Genomic DNA, 14580 nt, shown 5'->3' on the forward strand with positions numbered 1-14580 from the left:
AGACGTATCACGGCTTTCGCAGTGAAATCACCTGTCGTGCACGGCCGCGACGGAGGAGGGGTGGGATTTTCAGGACAGCCCTTGGGGGCTTCGGACGGAAAGGGCCTTTCGGGGTCGGAGCGTTCGAGAGGGAAGGCGAGGTCGGCAAGGCTTGCCGCCGCGACGTGAAAAGCCGACCCGAGATCGCAGCGCGTCTCGGATCGGCTTCGTTGCTGGCGGGAGATCGATGGAACGGCCGGGAAGACGATCGGCGAGAGGGCCGAACCACCCAGCCAGACCCTGTGCCTGATATCAGGCGCTCATCTTCTCGAAGCCATCGCCATCCAGCATGAGATCCATGCCCTGGCCGCCCTGGCTCGCCTGGTTGCGAACCGGGGATGCGGCAGGCTTGCGCCCGGCATGGGCGGCGCCGAAGGCCTGGACCTTCGCCTGCAGCGCCTGGACGCTGGCCTGGCGCGGCGACGCGGCGGCCACGGTGGCGAAGCCCTGCTCGAGCTTGAAGTAGCCGGCCTTGTCGGCGAGGCGTCCTGCCTCGGTAGACAGCTCTCCGGCCGTCGTCGACATCTCGTTGGCCGCGCCCGCGTTGGACTGCGTCACCTGGTCGAGCTGCTGGATCGCCAGATTGATCTGCTCGATGCCGACCGACTGCTCGCGGCACGCCGCCGAGATCTCCGCCACGAGCTCCGAGGTGCGCTGAATGTCCGGCACGAGCGCCGTCAGCATCTGGCCGGCCTCTTCCGACGAGATCAGCGTGCGCGCCGAGAGTTCGCCGATTTCCTGCGCCGCCGTCGCCGAGCGCTCGGCCAGCTTGCGCACTTCCGAGGCGACGACCGCGAAGCCCTTGCCGTGCTGGCCGGCGCGCGCCGCCTCGATCGCCGCGTTGAGCGCGAGAAGGTCGGTCTGGCGGGCGATCTCCTGGACGACCGAGATCTTCTCGGCGATGACGCGCATGGCCTCGACGGAATGGGCCACGGCGACGCCGGTCCGCTCGGCGGAGAGGCTAGCCTGCGCGGCGATCTTCTCGGTGGTCGAGGCGTTGTCGGCGTTCTGGCGCACGTTGGCGGTCATCTCCTCCACCGCCGCCGAGGCCTCTTCGGAGGCTGCGGCCTGCTGGGTCGAGCCGGAGGAGAGCTGGTTGGCGGTGTCGGCCGAGCGCTGGGAGCCGGCGGCCACCTGCGAGGACGAGGCGAGGATCTCGGACACGATCTCGTTCAGCTTGAGGCGCATCTGGCAGATCGTCGTCAGCAGCTCGCCGATCTCGTCCTTGCGGGAATGGATGATCCGCTCCGAGATGTCGCCGGTGCCCACCTTGCGGGCGTGGTGCATGGCGAGGTTCAGGCCCTTCGACAGCGAGATGGCGAGCCAGGTCGCGGCGCCGGCGCCGATGGCGAGAGCGGCCGCGACAAGAGCCATCAGCACGTTGCGTGTCGAGACCTGCCCATCGTGCACTTCGTCCGAGATCCGCTTCGCCACGGTCTGTTCGTAGGCGAGGAGACTCTTGGTCTGCTCGACCAGCGACTGCAACTGAGGGCGAACGACGGTTCTGAGATGCCCGATCGTCTGGGCGATGATCGCGGGGTCGGAGGACTCGAGCCTCGTCATCACGTCGGCCGCCGCCGTACGGTAGACGGCCCAGGCGTCGATGACGGCGGTTGCCTTGGCGATCACGTCGGTGTCGGCAGGGTCGATCAGGTTGCGGTAGGTCTTGAAGTCCTCGACGTTGTGATCGATCTCGCGCATCGTCTCGGCATGCATCTGCGTGCGTTGATCGGTCTCGGACAGGAAGGTCATGGCGTTCAGCGAGCGCCCGATCTGTTCGGCTTGAGCCCAGATTTCACCCAGGCGCAGCGACTGGGAGAAAGGTCGCTCGACGAACGACACCATGCTCTTGTCGGCGGCTTCGAGGCTCGCGATGCCGTAATAGCCGGCCGTGCCCGACAGGATCAGCACCGACGAAAAAGATAAGGCAATCTTGGTCTTCAATTTCATGGCTGACACCTTCGAGGCCGTTCGCAATCCAGGAATGTATTAGGCCGAAAGAATGAAGATTATATGCGCAGAACTGCGCCAATGCTCTCTTAACGCGAGTGACACGCGATTGCGCCGCAGGTGTTTTGTCAGTTTGAAGGACTGTCTGCAGAGAAAATAGTTTGTATTGCATATGGTTTACTACACCAAGAGGTTACGCGTCTAGCGCGCAATGCAACCTTTGGGCTTGTCGTGGCAACTCCAGCATATGGTTCATGCGTCGTTGTTCGATTGGCGCAGACGAGTTTTTCGGTTCTTTCCGGCAGCGCGATCCGCTCGTCGCGGCGTCGATGGCTTCTTTGGAGGCCAAGACCCACATCGCCCGGCATGGCATGGCATGGCAGGGCAGGGCGGCCGTCATCGCGCGATCACGCGTCGGCTGCCTCCGGTCAAAGTCCGAGCGGACGCATCTCCCGGACGAGATCGATCAGCAGCCGAAGCCCGACGGGCACATGGCGCCGGCTCGAATAGTAGATGTGGTAGCCGGGCCCGGTGACCGCCCAGTCCTCGAGCACGAACGAAGCGGCGCCCGCCTCGACGAGCGGACGGATGGCCGGCTCGGGGCCGTACATCAGCCCGGCGCCGCCGGCGACGAGCGGCAGCGCGGTTCGCGTGTCGTCCGTGGTGATCGTTCCCGGAACGTCGATCGCCAGTTCCTCGCCGTCCCGCTCGAACTCCCAGCGATAGATGCGGTCGTCGCCGAGCCGCACCTTCAGGCAGCGATGCCGGAGAAGGTCGCTCGGATGAAGAGGAACCCCGAAGGTGGAGAGGTAGGAGGGCGAGGCCGCGACCGTCCAGCGGATGTCGGCGGAGAGGCGCTGCGCCACCATGTCCTCCGGCACGGTTCCGCCGTAGCGAATGCCGGCGTCGAACCCGTGCTCGATGACGTCCATCATCCGGTTGGTCGCGGAGATGTCGAGTTCGACCTCGGGGTAGCGATCGACGAAGGTCGGCAGGACGGGGCCGAGCAGCAGCGGCGCGGCATCGCCCACGACGTTCAGGCGGATGCGGCCGGCCGGCGCGTCCCTAAACCGGCTGAGGCCGTCGGCGGCGCGCGTGATGGCCTCGAAGGGATCCTGGATCTCGTGGAGCAGCGCCTCGCCGGCGGCCGTCAGGGTGACGCTGCGGTTGGTGCGGTTGAGCAGCCGGATTCCCAGTCGGGCTTCGAGCCCCTTCAGCGAATGGCTGAGCGCCGAGGCGCTGACCTCGAGTTCCAGACCGGCCCGCCGGAAGCTGCGATGGCGGGCGATCGCCAGGAAGTAGGTGAAGTCGGCGAGGTCCGAGCGGCTGAACTTCATGGCGGCCTCTGCCTGGCGTGGATCGTCTCGCTCGAACGCACTATCCCCATCAGACGATGCAGAATGTTCAACATCCCGTGAGTTCGGACGAGAGTTCCCCTCCATGTTCCCGCTGGACGAGGCGGAAAATCGGACGAATCGAACAATTGGCCGGCCACCCTCGGGGGTGTCATGATGACCATCGCTCATCATGGCATGAACGGATCCGCACCTAATCCAGGGCGCCCCTGCGATCTATCTGGTGGATACGCGTCGTGATCCGTCTGCCCCGGCGGAAGGATCGTGCTGCGGCACCCGTGAATCGGAGACCATCATGCAGAGCCCCGGCAACCTGGAACTGAACCGGCGTGGTCTTCTCGTCGGGGCCTCGGCATCCACCTTCGTGATGACCCTGCCCTCCGTTGCGACGAGCCAGACCGTGCCCCCGAACCCGACATCGCCCCCCGTCGTTTCCCCGATCTCCTTCCGCGTGAACGGCGAGGCGCGGGCTCTGGATCTCGACCTGCGCACGACGCTGCTCGATGCGCTGCGTGAGCACCTGCACCTGACCGGCACCAAGAAGGGCTGCGACCACGGCCAGTGCGGCGCCTGCACCGTGATGGTCAACGGCCAGCGCATGGTCTCCTGCCTGTCGCTCGCCGCGATGCACGAGGGCGACGAGATCACCACGATCGAGGGCCTCGGCACGCCCGACCGGATGCATCCGATGCAGGACGCCTTCCTCAAGCACGACGGCTACCAGTGCGGCTACTGCACGCCCGGCCAGATCGTCTCGGCCGTCGCCGTGCTCGCCGAGGTGAAGGCCGGCATTCCCAGCCACGTCACCGCCGATCTCGCCGCCGCCCCCGAAGCCTCGAACGCCGAACTGCGCGAGCGCATGAGCGGCAATCTCTGCCGCTGCGGCGCCTATTCCAACATCGCCGAGGCGATGACCGAGGTTGCCGGGAGGCCCGCATGAAGTCCTTCACCTTCGAGCGCGCGACCTCGCCCGCCGACGCCGCCGAGGCCGCGGCCGCCAAGCCCGGCGCCAAGTTCATCGCGGGCGGCACCAACCTTCTCGACCTGATGAAGCTGCAGATCGAGACGCCGCAGCATCTCATCGACGTCAACGGCTTGAGCCTCGACACGATCGAGCCGACCGAGGACGGGGGTCTGCGCATCGGCGCGCTCGTGCGCAACACCGATCTCGCCAGCGACGAGCGCGTGAAGCGCGACTACGCCGTGCTGACGCGGGCGATCGTCGCCGGCGCCTCGGGCCAGTTGCGCAACCGCGCGACGACGGCCGGCAACCTCCTGCAGCGCACGCGCTGCCCGTATTTCTACGACACCAACATGGCCTGCAACAAACGCCAGCCGGGCTCCGGCTGCTCGGCGATCGAGGGCTATTCGCGCCAGCTCGGGGTCGTCGGCGTCAGCGAGGCCTGCATCGCGACCAACCCGTCCGACATGAACGTCGCGCTGCGCGTGCTCGACGCCGTCGTCGAGACGGTGAAGCCGGACGGCGCGACGCGGGCGATCGCCATCGCCGACTTCCACCGCCTGCCCGGCGACACGCCCCATGTCGAGACGGCGCTGGAGCCGGGCGAGCTGATCACCGCGGTGACGGTGCCCAAGCCCCTCGGCGGTCGCCACATCTATCGCAAGGTGCGCGACCGCGCATCCTACGCCTTCGCGCTCGTCTCGGTGGCGGCGGTGGTGCAGCCGGACGGCACGGGGCGCTTTGCGGTGGGCGGCGTGGCACCCAAGCCGTGGCGCGTCGCCGAAGCCGACGCCGAGATGGCGCGCGGCGCGAAGGCGGCGGCGGGCCGGCTGCTGGCCGATGCCCGGCCGAGCGAGCACAACGCGTTCAAGGTTCCGCTGGTCGAGCGCACGCTCGGCGCGGTGATGGCGCAGGCGAGGATCTGATCCCATGAAGTTCGACACACCCGCCACCACCAACCCGATCGACCGGATGACGATCGTCGGCCAGCCCTACGAGCGCATCGAGGGCCCGCTCAAGGTGACCGGTACGGCGACCTACGCCTACGAATGGAAGGACCTGCCCGCCGGCGTCGCCTATGGCTACGTCCTCGGCGCCGCGATCGGCAAGGGACGGATCGCCTCGATCGACGCGCAGGATGCCCTGCGGGCACCCGGCGTCCTCGCCGTCGTGACCCACGAGAATGCCGGGCCGCTGGGTAAGGGTGCCTTCTACGTCCAGCGCTTCCTCGCCGCGCCCGAGGTCGATCATTACGGCCAGGCGGTCGCGGTGGTGGTCGCCGAGAGCTTCGAGGGCGCTCGCGCCGCCGCGGCGCTGGTTCGCGTCCGCTACGTCCGAGAGGCCGGCGCGTTCGATCTCGCCGCCCAGCTGGAGAGCGCGCCGGTCGCGCCGCAGGCCGAGTTCGGCGGCCCACCGGAAACCGCGGTCGGCGATTTCGACGCCGCCTTCGCCGCTGCGCCCGTGCAGATCGACGAGACCTACGAGACGCCCGACCAGGCCCATGCGATGATGGAGCCACACGCGACGATCGCCTGGTGGGACGGCGACCAGCTGACGTGCCGCACCTCCATCCAGCAGATGAACTGGGGTCTCCGCGACCTCGCCCAGACGCTCGGCATCCCGAAGGAGACCATCCATCTGCAGTCGCCCTATATCGGCGGCGGCTTCGGCGGAAAGGGAACCGTCCAGTCCGATCTGGTGATGGCGGCGCTCGCGGCCAGGGCCGTGCGCCGGCCGGTCAAGGTGGCGCTGACGCGGCCCCTGATGTTCAACAACACGATCCATCGTCCGGCGACGATCCAGCGCATCCGCATCGGCGCGACGCGCGACGGCGCGATCACCGCCATCGGCCACGAGAACTGGAACGGCAACCTGCCGGGCGGGCGAACCGAACCCTCGACGCTCTCGACGCGCGCGATCTATGCCGGCGCGAACCGCATGACGCGCAACCGCCTCGCGGTTCTCGACCTCGCGGAAGGCAACGCCATGCGGGCGCCCGGCGAAGCACCGGGCCTGATGGCGCTGGAGATCGCCATGGACGAGATGGCCGAAAAGCTTGGCATGGACCCGGTGGAGTTCCGCATCCGCAACGACACGCAGGTCGATCCCGAGAAGCCGGAGCGGCCGTTTTCCGTGCGCAACTTCGTGGAATGCCTGCGCACCGGCGCCGAGCGGTTCGGCTGGGGCGACCGCAAGGCGACGCCCGGAGCCATGCGTGAGGGCGACCTTCTCGTCGGCATGGGCATGGCCGGCGCCATCCGCGGCGGGCCGATCAGCAAGGCCGGCGCGCGGGCGCGGCTCGATCGCGACGGCATCGTGACGATCGAGACCGACATGACCGACATCGGCACGGGCTCCTACACGATCGTGGCGCAGACCGCGGCCGAGATGATGGGGGTCGGCATCGACCGGATCGCCGTCAGGCTCGGCGACTCCCGCTTTCCGGAGACGCCAGGCTCCGGCGGGCAGCAGGGCGCGGCCTCGGCCACGGCCGGCGTCTATGCGGCCTGCGTGAAACTGCGCGAGGCCGTGGCGCAGCAGCTCGGCTTCAACTCCGCCGAGGTCGTCTTCGCCGAGGGCGAGGTGCGGTCGGGCAACCGCGCGGTGCCGCTCGGCCAGGCGGCCGCGGCGGGCGACCTCACCGTCGAGGACGTGATGGAGTTCGGCGACCTGTCGAAGCGATACGCCCTGCAGACGTTCGGCGCCCATTTCGCCGAGGTGGCCGTGGATGCCTATACCGGGGAGATCCGCGTGCGCCGCATGCTGGCGGTCTGCGCGGCCGGTCGCATCCTCAACGCCATGACGGCGCGCAGCCAGATCATCGGCGGCATGGTGATGGGGGTCGGCGCCGCGCTGATGGAGGAGATGGCCGTCGACAAGCGGCTCGGCTTCTTCGTCAACCACGACCTCGCCGGCTACGAGGTTCCCGTGCATGCCGACATCCCGCATCTCGACGCGATCTTCCTCGACGAGGTCGATCCGACGATCTCGCCGCTGAAGGCCAAGGGCGTCGGCGAACTCGGCCTCACCGGCGTCGCGCCGGCGGTGGCGAACGCCGTCTACAACGCCACCGGCATCCGGGTGCGCCGCTATCCCGTCACCCTCGACAAGATGCTCGACCGCCTGCCGGCACTGGTCTGAGGCAGGGCCCGGCTCGAAGCGTTCGGAGCCGGCGCCGCCAAGTCGATGGTTCGTTTCGAAGCGCTCGGCGAGAAGCCGAGCGTCATCTGCACATGAAGAAGGAAGGCGACGACCATGTTGGTCTCGATCGTTTACGACAGCGGCTACGGCCATACGGCGAAGCAGGCTCAGGCCGTCGCCGAGGGCGTCTCCCGGTTTCCGGGCGCGAAGGCGGAACTGATCCCCGTCGGCGCCGGGCCCGTTCCCTGGGAGACGCTGGAGCGCAGCGACGCCATCATCTTCGGTTCGCCGACCTATAACGGGTCGCTCAGCGCCAAGCTGAAGCAGGTCTTCGAGGACTCCACGAAGGCGGCCTGGAACGATCTGAAGTGGCGCGACAAGGTGGCGGCCGGATTCACGAACTCGGGGGCCCAGAACGGCGACAAGCTCAACACGCTGACCTCCATGGCCCTCTTCGCCGCCCAGCACGCGATGATCTGGGTCGGTCTCGACCTGAAGCCCGGCAACAGCGGCAGCCGATCCAGCGTCCACGACCTCAATCGTCTGGGAAGCTGGCTCGGGGCGATGGCGCAGTCCAACATCGACGAAGGGCCCGACGTCGCGCCGATCGAGAGCGACCTGAAGACCGCCGCCCATCTCGGCCAACGCGTCGCCGAGGTCGCCGACCGATTGGCACGCGGCAGGGCCGTTGCGACGACCGAAGTGGTGGCGAGCGTCTAGCACCGCATTCGAAGCCGCCGTGACGCGATGTCATGGCGGCCGACCAGGCGGCGCGACCGCGTCTTCTCCGGCATGCCCGCGACGTCGCCGCCGGGGGCGCATCCGACGTTCTGGCGGCGGGCCCCGAGCCTTCGCGCCGTCTTGCCGGCGAGGGGGAAGCGCTCCGGTCCCGCCCCGCAGGCGGCCCGTTCCGTTGGTTCAGGCGGCGGCGCTGACGCCGATCGGAGGGCCCGAGACCCGGTGCGCCCAACTGACCTGATTGCGCCCGTTCTGCTTGGCCTCGTAGAGGGCCGCGTCGGCCTCGCGGGTCGCCGCCTCGAGATGGCCGATGACGGGCGCCATCTCGCTGACGCCGACGCTCACCGTCACCCTGATCGCCAAACCGTTCGGCAGGGTGAAGGGCTCGCTCTCGATCGAGCTCCGCAACCGTTCGGCGACGACGGCGAGCTCGCCGGCCTCCGTTTGCGGCAGGACCGCCAGGAACTCCTCGCCCCCCCAGCGGGCAAGGATGTCGCCGACGCGCAGGGCCTCGCGCACGCGGCTCGCGAAGGCGACGAGCACCGCGTCGCCCGCCTGGTGGCCGTGGGTGTCGTTGATCATCTTGAAATGGTCGATGTCGGCGAGCAGGACGCCGGAGGAGCCATACGGCGCCACCATCGGCTTCAACTGGGCGAGAGCGGCCTGCAGGCCGCGCCGGTTGACGAGTCCGGTCAGCGGATCCGTGTCGGCCAGGCGTTCGATGGTCAGAACCGCGCGCTCGTTCGCCATGGCGATGTAGCCGAAATAGATGAGGATCCCCGACGCCTGATCGAGGATCATCGACATCATCGAGCTTTCGGAGGTGTTCATCGGCAGATCGGTGGCGACCAGCATGCCGAGGGTCAGCAGCAGCATCAGGGCGTAGGAGCCGAGCGACGCCGCCACGATATAGGCCGACCACAGGCGTTGCTCGCGCGAACGCCGCACGGCCTCGTACGCGCCCGCCGCGGCATAGGCTCCGCAAAGTGCGAAGATCGATGCGAGCGCGATGCGCATGGGCATGCCGACGAGGACCGTCGCGGCGTAGACGGTGCCCGGCAGCAGCGTGGCGCACCCGACCGTGACCAGCGAGATCTTGCGGCCGTTGAACAGCCGGAGCCCGCTCCAGGAGAGCGTCAGGCTGGCGGCGAAGAACAGGTAGACGATCCAGGCCTCGCCGAACGTCAGCCATCGGTTGGGCGGTATGGACGACATGATCGCCGATCCGATCGTGGATGTCAGAATGGCGCCGATCCAGTGCCAGAGGCACGTCTCCCCAGGCCGCCGCAACGCCACGATCGCGAACACGACGAAATAGGCGCCACGACCCAGTGCGCTCGAGATGTAGAGGGTTTCCAGGTCTAGTTGCATCGCGCGCTCACCGCCTCGATCGCCCAATGTCGCGACATCCCGATGGCGGATGGGATGCGGGAATTTCAGTGCGGCGCGTTTTCGCTTGCCGCCTTATCAGGGTTTCGGAATTGCATCAGAAACTTCAACGGATTGAAGGTTATCGTGTATCTGGAACCACTAAAACATAGGTTCGTGAAGTGAGCATTAACGAATGCGGTCCCCGCATGGCCGCATGGCGCTGGCTGCGACGGGATTTGGTTCGAATAAAATATTGGCTGGAATTAATCGAATTCTGACGATGTGAGTATCATTGTCGAAGTAGGCGCCATCGATTGTGCTTCAAGTGCGACGTGGCTGGTGAGTATTACTATAACATAAAGATAAGTCATCATGATCATTCGCCGCTCGATCCTTGAAGTCTGCTCGGCTCTGTTCGCCGTGGCGGCTTCGGCCTCCCTCGCGTCCGCCGCCGACGTCGTCGCGTCCGCTTCGGAAGACGTCGTCGCGCCGGCTCCCTCCCTGGAAGCGCCGCTGACGGGATTGCGGGCCGGCGACTGGCTGGTGCGCGCACGGGTCGCCGCGCTGCTGCCGGTGGACGAGACGTCCACGGTCGGGCTGATCGGCGGCCGGATCGTGACGCCGGAGATGGTGATTCCCGACGTGCTGATCTCCTATTTCCTCACCGATCACATTTCGGTCGAAGGCCAGGCCGGCGTCGTGCGCACGCGCCCCCGGATCGTCGATTCGGCGATCGGCGATCTCGACATCGGCACCATCTGGAGCGCAGCCGCGGCCGCGTCCGTTCAGTACCATTTCCTTCCCGAGGCGCGCTTCAACCCCTATGTCGGCGTCGGCGCCAGCTACTCCCATGCCTTCTCGATCAAGCCGGGAGAGCGCGTCTCGGACTTCGACGTGAAGCCGCAGGTCAGCCTCATCGTGCAGGCCGGCGCGGACTACCAGATCTCGCAAAACTGGTTCGCCAACGCGGCCGCCAAATACATGCTCGTTCCCGAGACCGTCTACGAGGGTGGGGGGGCGACGTTCACCTCGGATGCCGACATGGTCTTCGTCGGCGCCGGCATCGGCTACCGCTTCTAGACGACGCGGCCTTCGGGGCGGGCCCGAGCGCTCACGGGGTGATGGCGGGCTTTCTCCAGACGGGAAGCGGCGATCTCGCGGCGCCCGTGCCCGAACCGTACGGGGCGCTGATCGTCGCCTGCAAGTAGGAGCGCGAGGCAGGGACTGATCGACGGGGCGGGATCGGCAGGGCGGCGTCCGTCATTCGGCCGACATGGCGTCGCCCTAAGGACAGCGGCATCTCCAACGAGGACCGATGTCCATGAAACGTCTTCTCGCGTCGCTTGTTCTCGTCTTCGCATTCTGCGGTGCGTCCGCGGGCCAGGAAAGCCGGGTCGACCAGATCCTCGATCGTCTCCTCCACGCCAACGCGCATCGCGACCACGTGATGGTCGTCGCGCATCGCGGGAGCTGGTGGAAGGACGGCGAGATCGTCGAGGCGGAAAACTCCATCGCCTCCATCGAGCGATCCGTCTCGCTCGGCGTCGAGATGGTCGAACTCGACGTCCAGAAGACCGCCGACGGCCGCTTCGTCATGCTGCATGACGAGACGTTGGATCGTACCACGTCCTGCAAGGGGCCCGTAGTGGAGAAGACGCTGGCCGAACTCGGCGCTTGTCGCCTCGTCGTTGAGGGAACGGGACGGCAGACGAGCGAGACCGTTCCGACGCTCGAACAGGTCTACGACGCCGTCCGGGGGCGTATCCTCCTCAACATCGACATCAAGCTCGGCGTCGAGGAACTCGCCGAGGTCGTTCGCATCGCGCGCGGCATGGGGATCGACCGGCAGATCGTCACCAAGGCGCGGACCGGCAAGCCGGCGGAGATCGAGGCGGCGAAGGCGACGCTGCGGCGCATCGAGGCCGATGCCGTCTTCATGCCCATTCTCGACGATCGCGACGTCACCGGCATCGAGCAGATCCGCGCGACCTACGAGGCCTTCCGGCCCGAGGCGATCGAGGTTCTCAACCGCTGGCCGGCGGGGGCTCCGTTGACGGCGGACGGCGGGCTGAACTTCGCCCCCGAAGCCAAGGCGCTCGCAGTCGCCCATGATACGCATCTCTGGGTGAACACGCTATTCCAGGGGGCGAAGGCCAATCTGGCGGGCGGGCGCGGCGATCCTCTGGCGGTCGGCCCGGGGGCGACGGACGACGGATGGGGGTTCTGGGTCCGTGCCGGCGCGACGATGCTTCAGACCGACGAGCCGGAAGCGCTCGTCGCGTATCTGCAGTCGATCGGCGCCCGCAAACCCTACGAGTAGGTCTCGTTTCGGCGCCATCGGCGAGATGCACCATGCAAGGACGACGGTCGCGAGTTCGCTGGCGGTTCGCCTGCGCATGCGGCCCACGCTCGTCATCGGTCGCAAAGGGCGAGACGATCGCCGTGTTCCGAGAAGGACGTCGCGCGTCAAGACACAGGTCATCAGTAGAACTGATTATATGGCATCCAAATGCCGCATTTGTGACTTGATGTTGCCGTGTTGCAATCATGAGTAACTTTATCATATTTTAGAAACGTTCTTCGTTGAAGCGAAGACGGGCGCTCTCGTATGGCGGGAGACGGTAGAACCTGCAGGCGAACGGCCTGCGACCCGGAGAGCTCCCCATGCCGACGCGCAAGATCGCATCGTTCCATCCCTTCTTCGTGGGCGTGTCGCTCGTCGCGTTGACGTCCAGCTCCGCTCTCGGGCAGGAACCGCGTCGTACGCCAACACCAAGCCAAGCGGTGCAGGCCGAGCGTCGTGCGAGTTCGCCGGGCACCGTGGTGCTCGACACGGTGGTGGTGGAAGGGGCGGGAGGCGAGGGCGGTCCGCCGGCGACCGGCACCGTCGGGCAGCCGCCCGCACCCTATGCGGGTGGGCAGGTCGGCTCCGGCGCGCGCCTCGGCGCGCTCGGCAACCGCTCGATCCTGGAGACGCCCTTCAACGTCACGAGCTTCACCGAAAAGCTGATCCGTGACCAGCAGGCCCGCTCGCTCGCCGACGTCGTCCTGAACGACCCGTCCGTGCGCAACGACGCGCCGGCCTTCTCGGAGCGCGACAGCTTCTTCATTCGCGGCTTCTCGGTGGTCAATCTCGACACCGCCTATGACGGGCTCTTCTACATCGCCAATCCGCGCCGCCACTTCCTCGAAGGCATCGAGCGCGTCGAGATCCTCAAAGGCCCGACGGCGCTCCTCAACGGCGGCGTCGGGCGGGTCGGCGGCACGATCAACCTCGTGCCGAAGCGCGCCGGCGACGCGCCGCTGGCGCGCCTCACCACGACCTATCTCAGCGACTCGCAGATCTGGCCGCATTTCGACGTCGGCCGCCGTTTCGGGCCGACGGGCGAGTGGGGCATTCGCGTCAACGGCTCCTATCGCGAGGGCGACACCGCGCTGGAGCGCAACGAGAACGAGGTGGTGGTGGGTGCGCTCGGTGCCGACTATCGCGGCGAGCGGGTGCGGGCCTCGATCGATCTCAACCATTCCGACCAGAAGATCCAGGCGCCGACCTCGCTGTTCAACGCGGCGGCGCCCGGCGTTCCCATCCCGAGCGCCCCGAACGGCGACGTCAACACCTCGAACTCGTTCGAGTTCATCGACTCCGACTACAACATGGCCGCCGGCCGCATCGAGTTCGACATTCTCGACAACACCACGATCTACGCCGCCGCCGGCACCAGCCGCTACCGCGAGGACTTCCTCACCAGCTCCTACACGATCGGCGACAGCCGCATTCGCAACGCCCGCGTCGGCGACGCGCAGATCGACTTCGGCTTCAACCCGCAGGAGATCGAGGGCCGCTCCGGCGAGATCGGCCTGCGCTCCACCTTCGACACCGGCCCGATCGGCCATCAGGTCAACGTCGCCGCGTCGAGCGCACGCAACGAGAACAATCGCGGCGAGTTCAACCCGCGCAACCTGCGCTTCCCCTCCTACACCACGAACATCTACGATCCCGTGCTCTTCACGGGCACGCCGCCGAGCCTTGACGGCCTGCCGCGAGCGAGCAATCTCATTCCCTTCGCCGACATTCTCGCCAACAGCCTGGCCGTTTCCGACACCCTGTCCTTCGGCGAGGACCGCTTCCTGCTGACGCTCGGCGGGCGCTACCAGGAAATCCGCTCGCGCGGCTTCAACACGCGTCCGGGCATCGCCACCGCGCCGGTCGGCGACATCAACTACTTCTACGAGGACTCGCGCCTCAGCCCCGCGGTCGGCGCCGTGGTGCGCCTCACCGACCATTTCTCGGTCTACGGCAACTACATCGAGTCGCTCACCGAAGGTCCAACCGCGCCCTCGACCGCGCTGAACGCCAACACCGTCTTCGCGCCGATCGTGAGCGAGCAGAAGGAGGTCGGCGTCAAGTACGACTTCGGTACGTTCGGCTTCACGACGTCGCTGTTCGAGATCGAGCAGCCGAGCGGCTTCACCAACCCGGCCTCGCGCCTCTTCTCGGTGGACGGGCTGCAGACCAACCAGGGCATCGAGATCAGCGTGTTCGGCGAGGTTACCGACAATCTGCGCCTGCTCGGCGGCGTCACCTTCATCGACGCGGAACTGACGCGCACGCTCGGCGGGCGCTTCGACGGCAACAGCGCACCCGGCGTTCCCAAGACCGCCTTCAACATCTATGGCGAATACGACCTGCCCTGGATCGCCCCCGGCCTCACCGCCACGGGCCGCGTGATCTACACCAGCGGCACGCGCTACGACCAGGCCAACACGCAGCGCGTGGACGACTGGACGCGGGTCGACATCGGCGCGCGCTACGGCTTCGTCGGCCCCTACGACAAGCCGGTCGAGATCAAGGCCAATATCGAGAACCTGTTCGACGAGAACTACTGGGCCTCGTCGGCCCGCGGGTTCCTGGCGGCCGGCGCGCCCCGGACCTTCATGCTCTCGACCTCGATCGAGTTCTGAAGACGCCTCACGGCGAGGCGCGATCCGCCTCGCCGTCCGATCGCCCGATAGCCAAACGCACCG

At 67.2% G+C, this 14580-nt stretch carries 10 protein-coding genes; 7 read left to right on the plus strand and 3 right to left on the minus strand.

Going from position 1 to position 14580, the window contains the following annotated elements; all coding sequences use genetic code 11:
• Window positions 1-291: 291 nt before the first annotated feature.
• Together GGR04_RS16855 and GGR04_RS16860 are read right to left on the minus strand one after the other, a co-directional pair.
• A complete protein-coding gene (locus tag GGR04_RS16855) occupies window positions 292-1989 on the minus strand; it encodes a methyl-accepting chemotaxis protein (protein ID WP_183201097.1) in 1698 nt (565 codons plus the stop codon).
• A gap of 428 nt (window positions 1990-2417) precedes the next feature.
• Window positions 2418-3326: a LysR substrate-binding domain-containing protein gene (locus tag GGR04_RS16860; protein ID WP_183201098.1), complete on the minus strand. Its 909-nt coding sequence runs from the start codon at window positions 3324-3326 to the stop codon at window positions 2418-2420.
• Between the two features lie 313 nt (window positions 3327-3639).
• Between GGR04_RS16860 and paoA the strand changes: the two genes are divergently transcribed.
• The 4 genes from paoA (at window position 3640) to GGR04_RS16880 (ending at window position 8166) form a co-directional block, all read left to right on the plus strand.
• Window positions 3640-4284: an aldehyde dehydrogenase iron-sulfur subunit PaoA gene (gene paoA, locus GGR04_RS16865; protein ID WP_183201099.1), complete on the plus strand. Its 645-nt coding sequence runs from the start codon at window positions 3640-3642 to the stop codon at window positions 4282-4284.
• Complete coding sequence (locus tag GGR04_RS16870) at window positions 4281-5231, plus strand: FAD binding domain-containing protein (protein ID WP_183201100.1); 951 nt, start codon at window positions 4281-4283, stop codon at window positions 5229-5231. The genes paoA and GGR04_RS16870 overlap by 4 nt, the downstream gene beginning before the upstream one ends.
• A gap of 4 nt (window positions 5232-5235) precedes the next feature.
• Window positions 5236-7446 (plus strand): aldehyde oxidoreductase molybdenum-binding subunit PaoC, encoded by a 2211-nt coding sequence (paoC, locus tag GGR04_RS16875; RefSeq protein ID WP_183201101.1) that lies wholly within the window; start codon window positions 5236-5238, stop codon window positions 7444-7446.
• A 114-nt stretch (window positions 7447-7560) separates the two neighbouring features.
• Complete coding sequence (locus GGR04_RS16880; protein ID WP_183201102.1) at window positions 7561-8166, plus strand: flavodoxin family protein; 606 nt, start codon at window positions 7561-7563, stop codon at window positions 8164-8166.
• 198 nt (window positions 8167-8364) lie between these two features.
• On the opposite strand, the gene GGR04_RS16885 is transcribed toward GGR04_RS16880, so the two are convergent.
• Window positions 8365-9555, minus strand: a complete 1191-nt coding sequence (locus GGR04_RS16885) for a GGDEF domain-containing protein (RefSeq protein WP_183201103.1) — start codon at window positions 9553-9555, stop codon at window positions 8365-8367.
• A gap of 372 nt (window positions 9556-9927) precedes the next feature.
• On the opposite strand from GGR04_RS16885, the gene GGR04_RS16890 reads away from it, so the two are divergent.
• The 3 genes from GGR04_RS16890 to GGR04_RS16900 all read left to right on the plus strand — a co-directional run bounded on the left by GGR04_RS16890 (window position 9928) and on the right by GGR04_RS16900 (window position 14517).
• Window positions 9928-10635 carry an OmpW/AlkL family protein gene (locus tag GGR04_RS16890; protein WP_183201104.1) on the plus strand — a complete coding sequence of 236 codons (708 nt, stop codon included), beginning with the start codon at window positions 9928-9930 and terminating at the stop codon, window positions 10633-10635.
• 241 nt (window positions 10636-10876) lie between these two features.
• A complete protein-coding gene (locus GGR04_RS16895) occupies window positions 10877-11875 on the plus strand; it encodes a glycerophosphodiester phosphodiesterase family protein (protein WP_183201105.1) in 999 nt (332 codons plus the stop codon).
• A 344-nt stretch (window positions 11876-12219) separates the two neighbouring features.
• Window positions 12220-14517, plus strand: coding sequence for a TonB-dependent receptor (locus tag GGR04_RS16900; protein WP_183201106.1), 2298 nt, complete (start codon window positions 12220-12222; stop codon window positions 14515-14517).
• Window positions 14518-14580 lie beyond the last annotated feature (63 nt).

The organism is Aureimonas pseudogalii (genome assembly GCF_014196835.1).
Lineage (GTDB): Bacteria > Pseudomonadota > Alphaproteobacteria > Rhizobiales > Rhizobiaceae > Aureimonas > Aureimonas pseudogalii.

Excerpts from the sequence above, each read along its gene's own strand:
- GGR04_RS16860 (WP_183201098.1), bottom strand. The coding sequence starts at position 3,326 with ATGAAGTTCAGCCGCTCGGACCTCGCCGACTTCACCTACTTCCTGGCG.
- paoA (WP_183201099.1), top strand. The coding sequence starts at position 3,640 with ATGCAGAGCCCCGGCAACCTGGAACTGAACCGGCGTGGTCTTCTCGTC.
- GGR04_RS16890 (WP_183201104.1), top strand. The coding sequence starts at position 9,928 with ATGATCATTCGCCGCTCGATCCTTGAAGTCTGCTCGGCTCTGTTCGCC.
- GGR04_RS16870 (WP_183201100.1), top strand. The coding sequence starts at position 4,281 with ATGAAGTCCTTCACCTTCGAGCGCGCGACCTCGCCCGCCGACGCCGCC.
- paoC (WP_183201101.1), top strand. The coding sequence starts at position 5,236 with ATGAAGTTCGACACACCCGCCACCACCAACCCGATCGACCGGATGACG.
- GGR04_RS16895 (WP_183201105.1), top strand. The coding sequence starts at position 10,877 with ATGAAACGTCTTCTCGCGTCGCTTGTTCTCGTCTTCGCATTCTGCGGT.
- GGR04_RS16885 (WP_183201103.1), bottom strand. The coding sequence starts at position 9,555 with ATGCAACTAGACCTGGAAACCCTCTACATCTCGAGCGCACTGGGTCGT.
- GGR04_RS16855 (WP_183201097.1), bottom strand. The coding sequence starts at position 1,989 with ATGAAATTGAAGACCAAGATTGCCTTATCTTTTTCGTCGGTGCTGATC.
- GGR04_RS16900 (WP_183201106.1), top strand. The coding sequence starts at position 12,220 with ATGCCGACGCGCAAGATCGCATCGTTCCATCCCTTCTTCGTGGGCGTG.
- GGR04_RS16880 (WP_183201102.1), top strand. The coding sequence starts at position 7,561 with ATGTTGGTCTCGATCGTTTACGACAGCGGCTACGGCCATACGGCGAAG.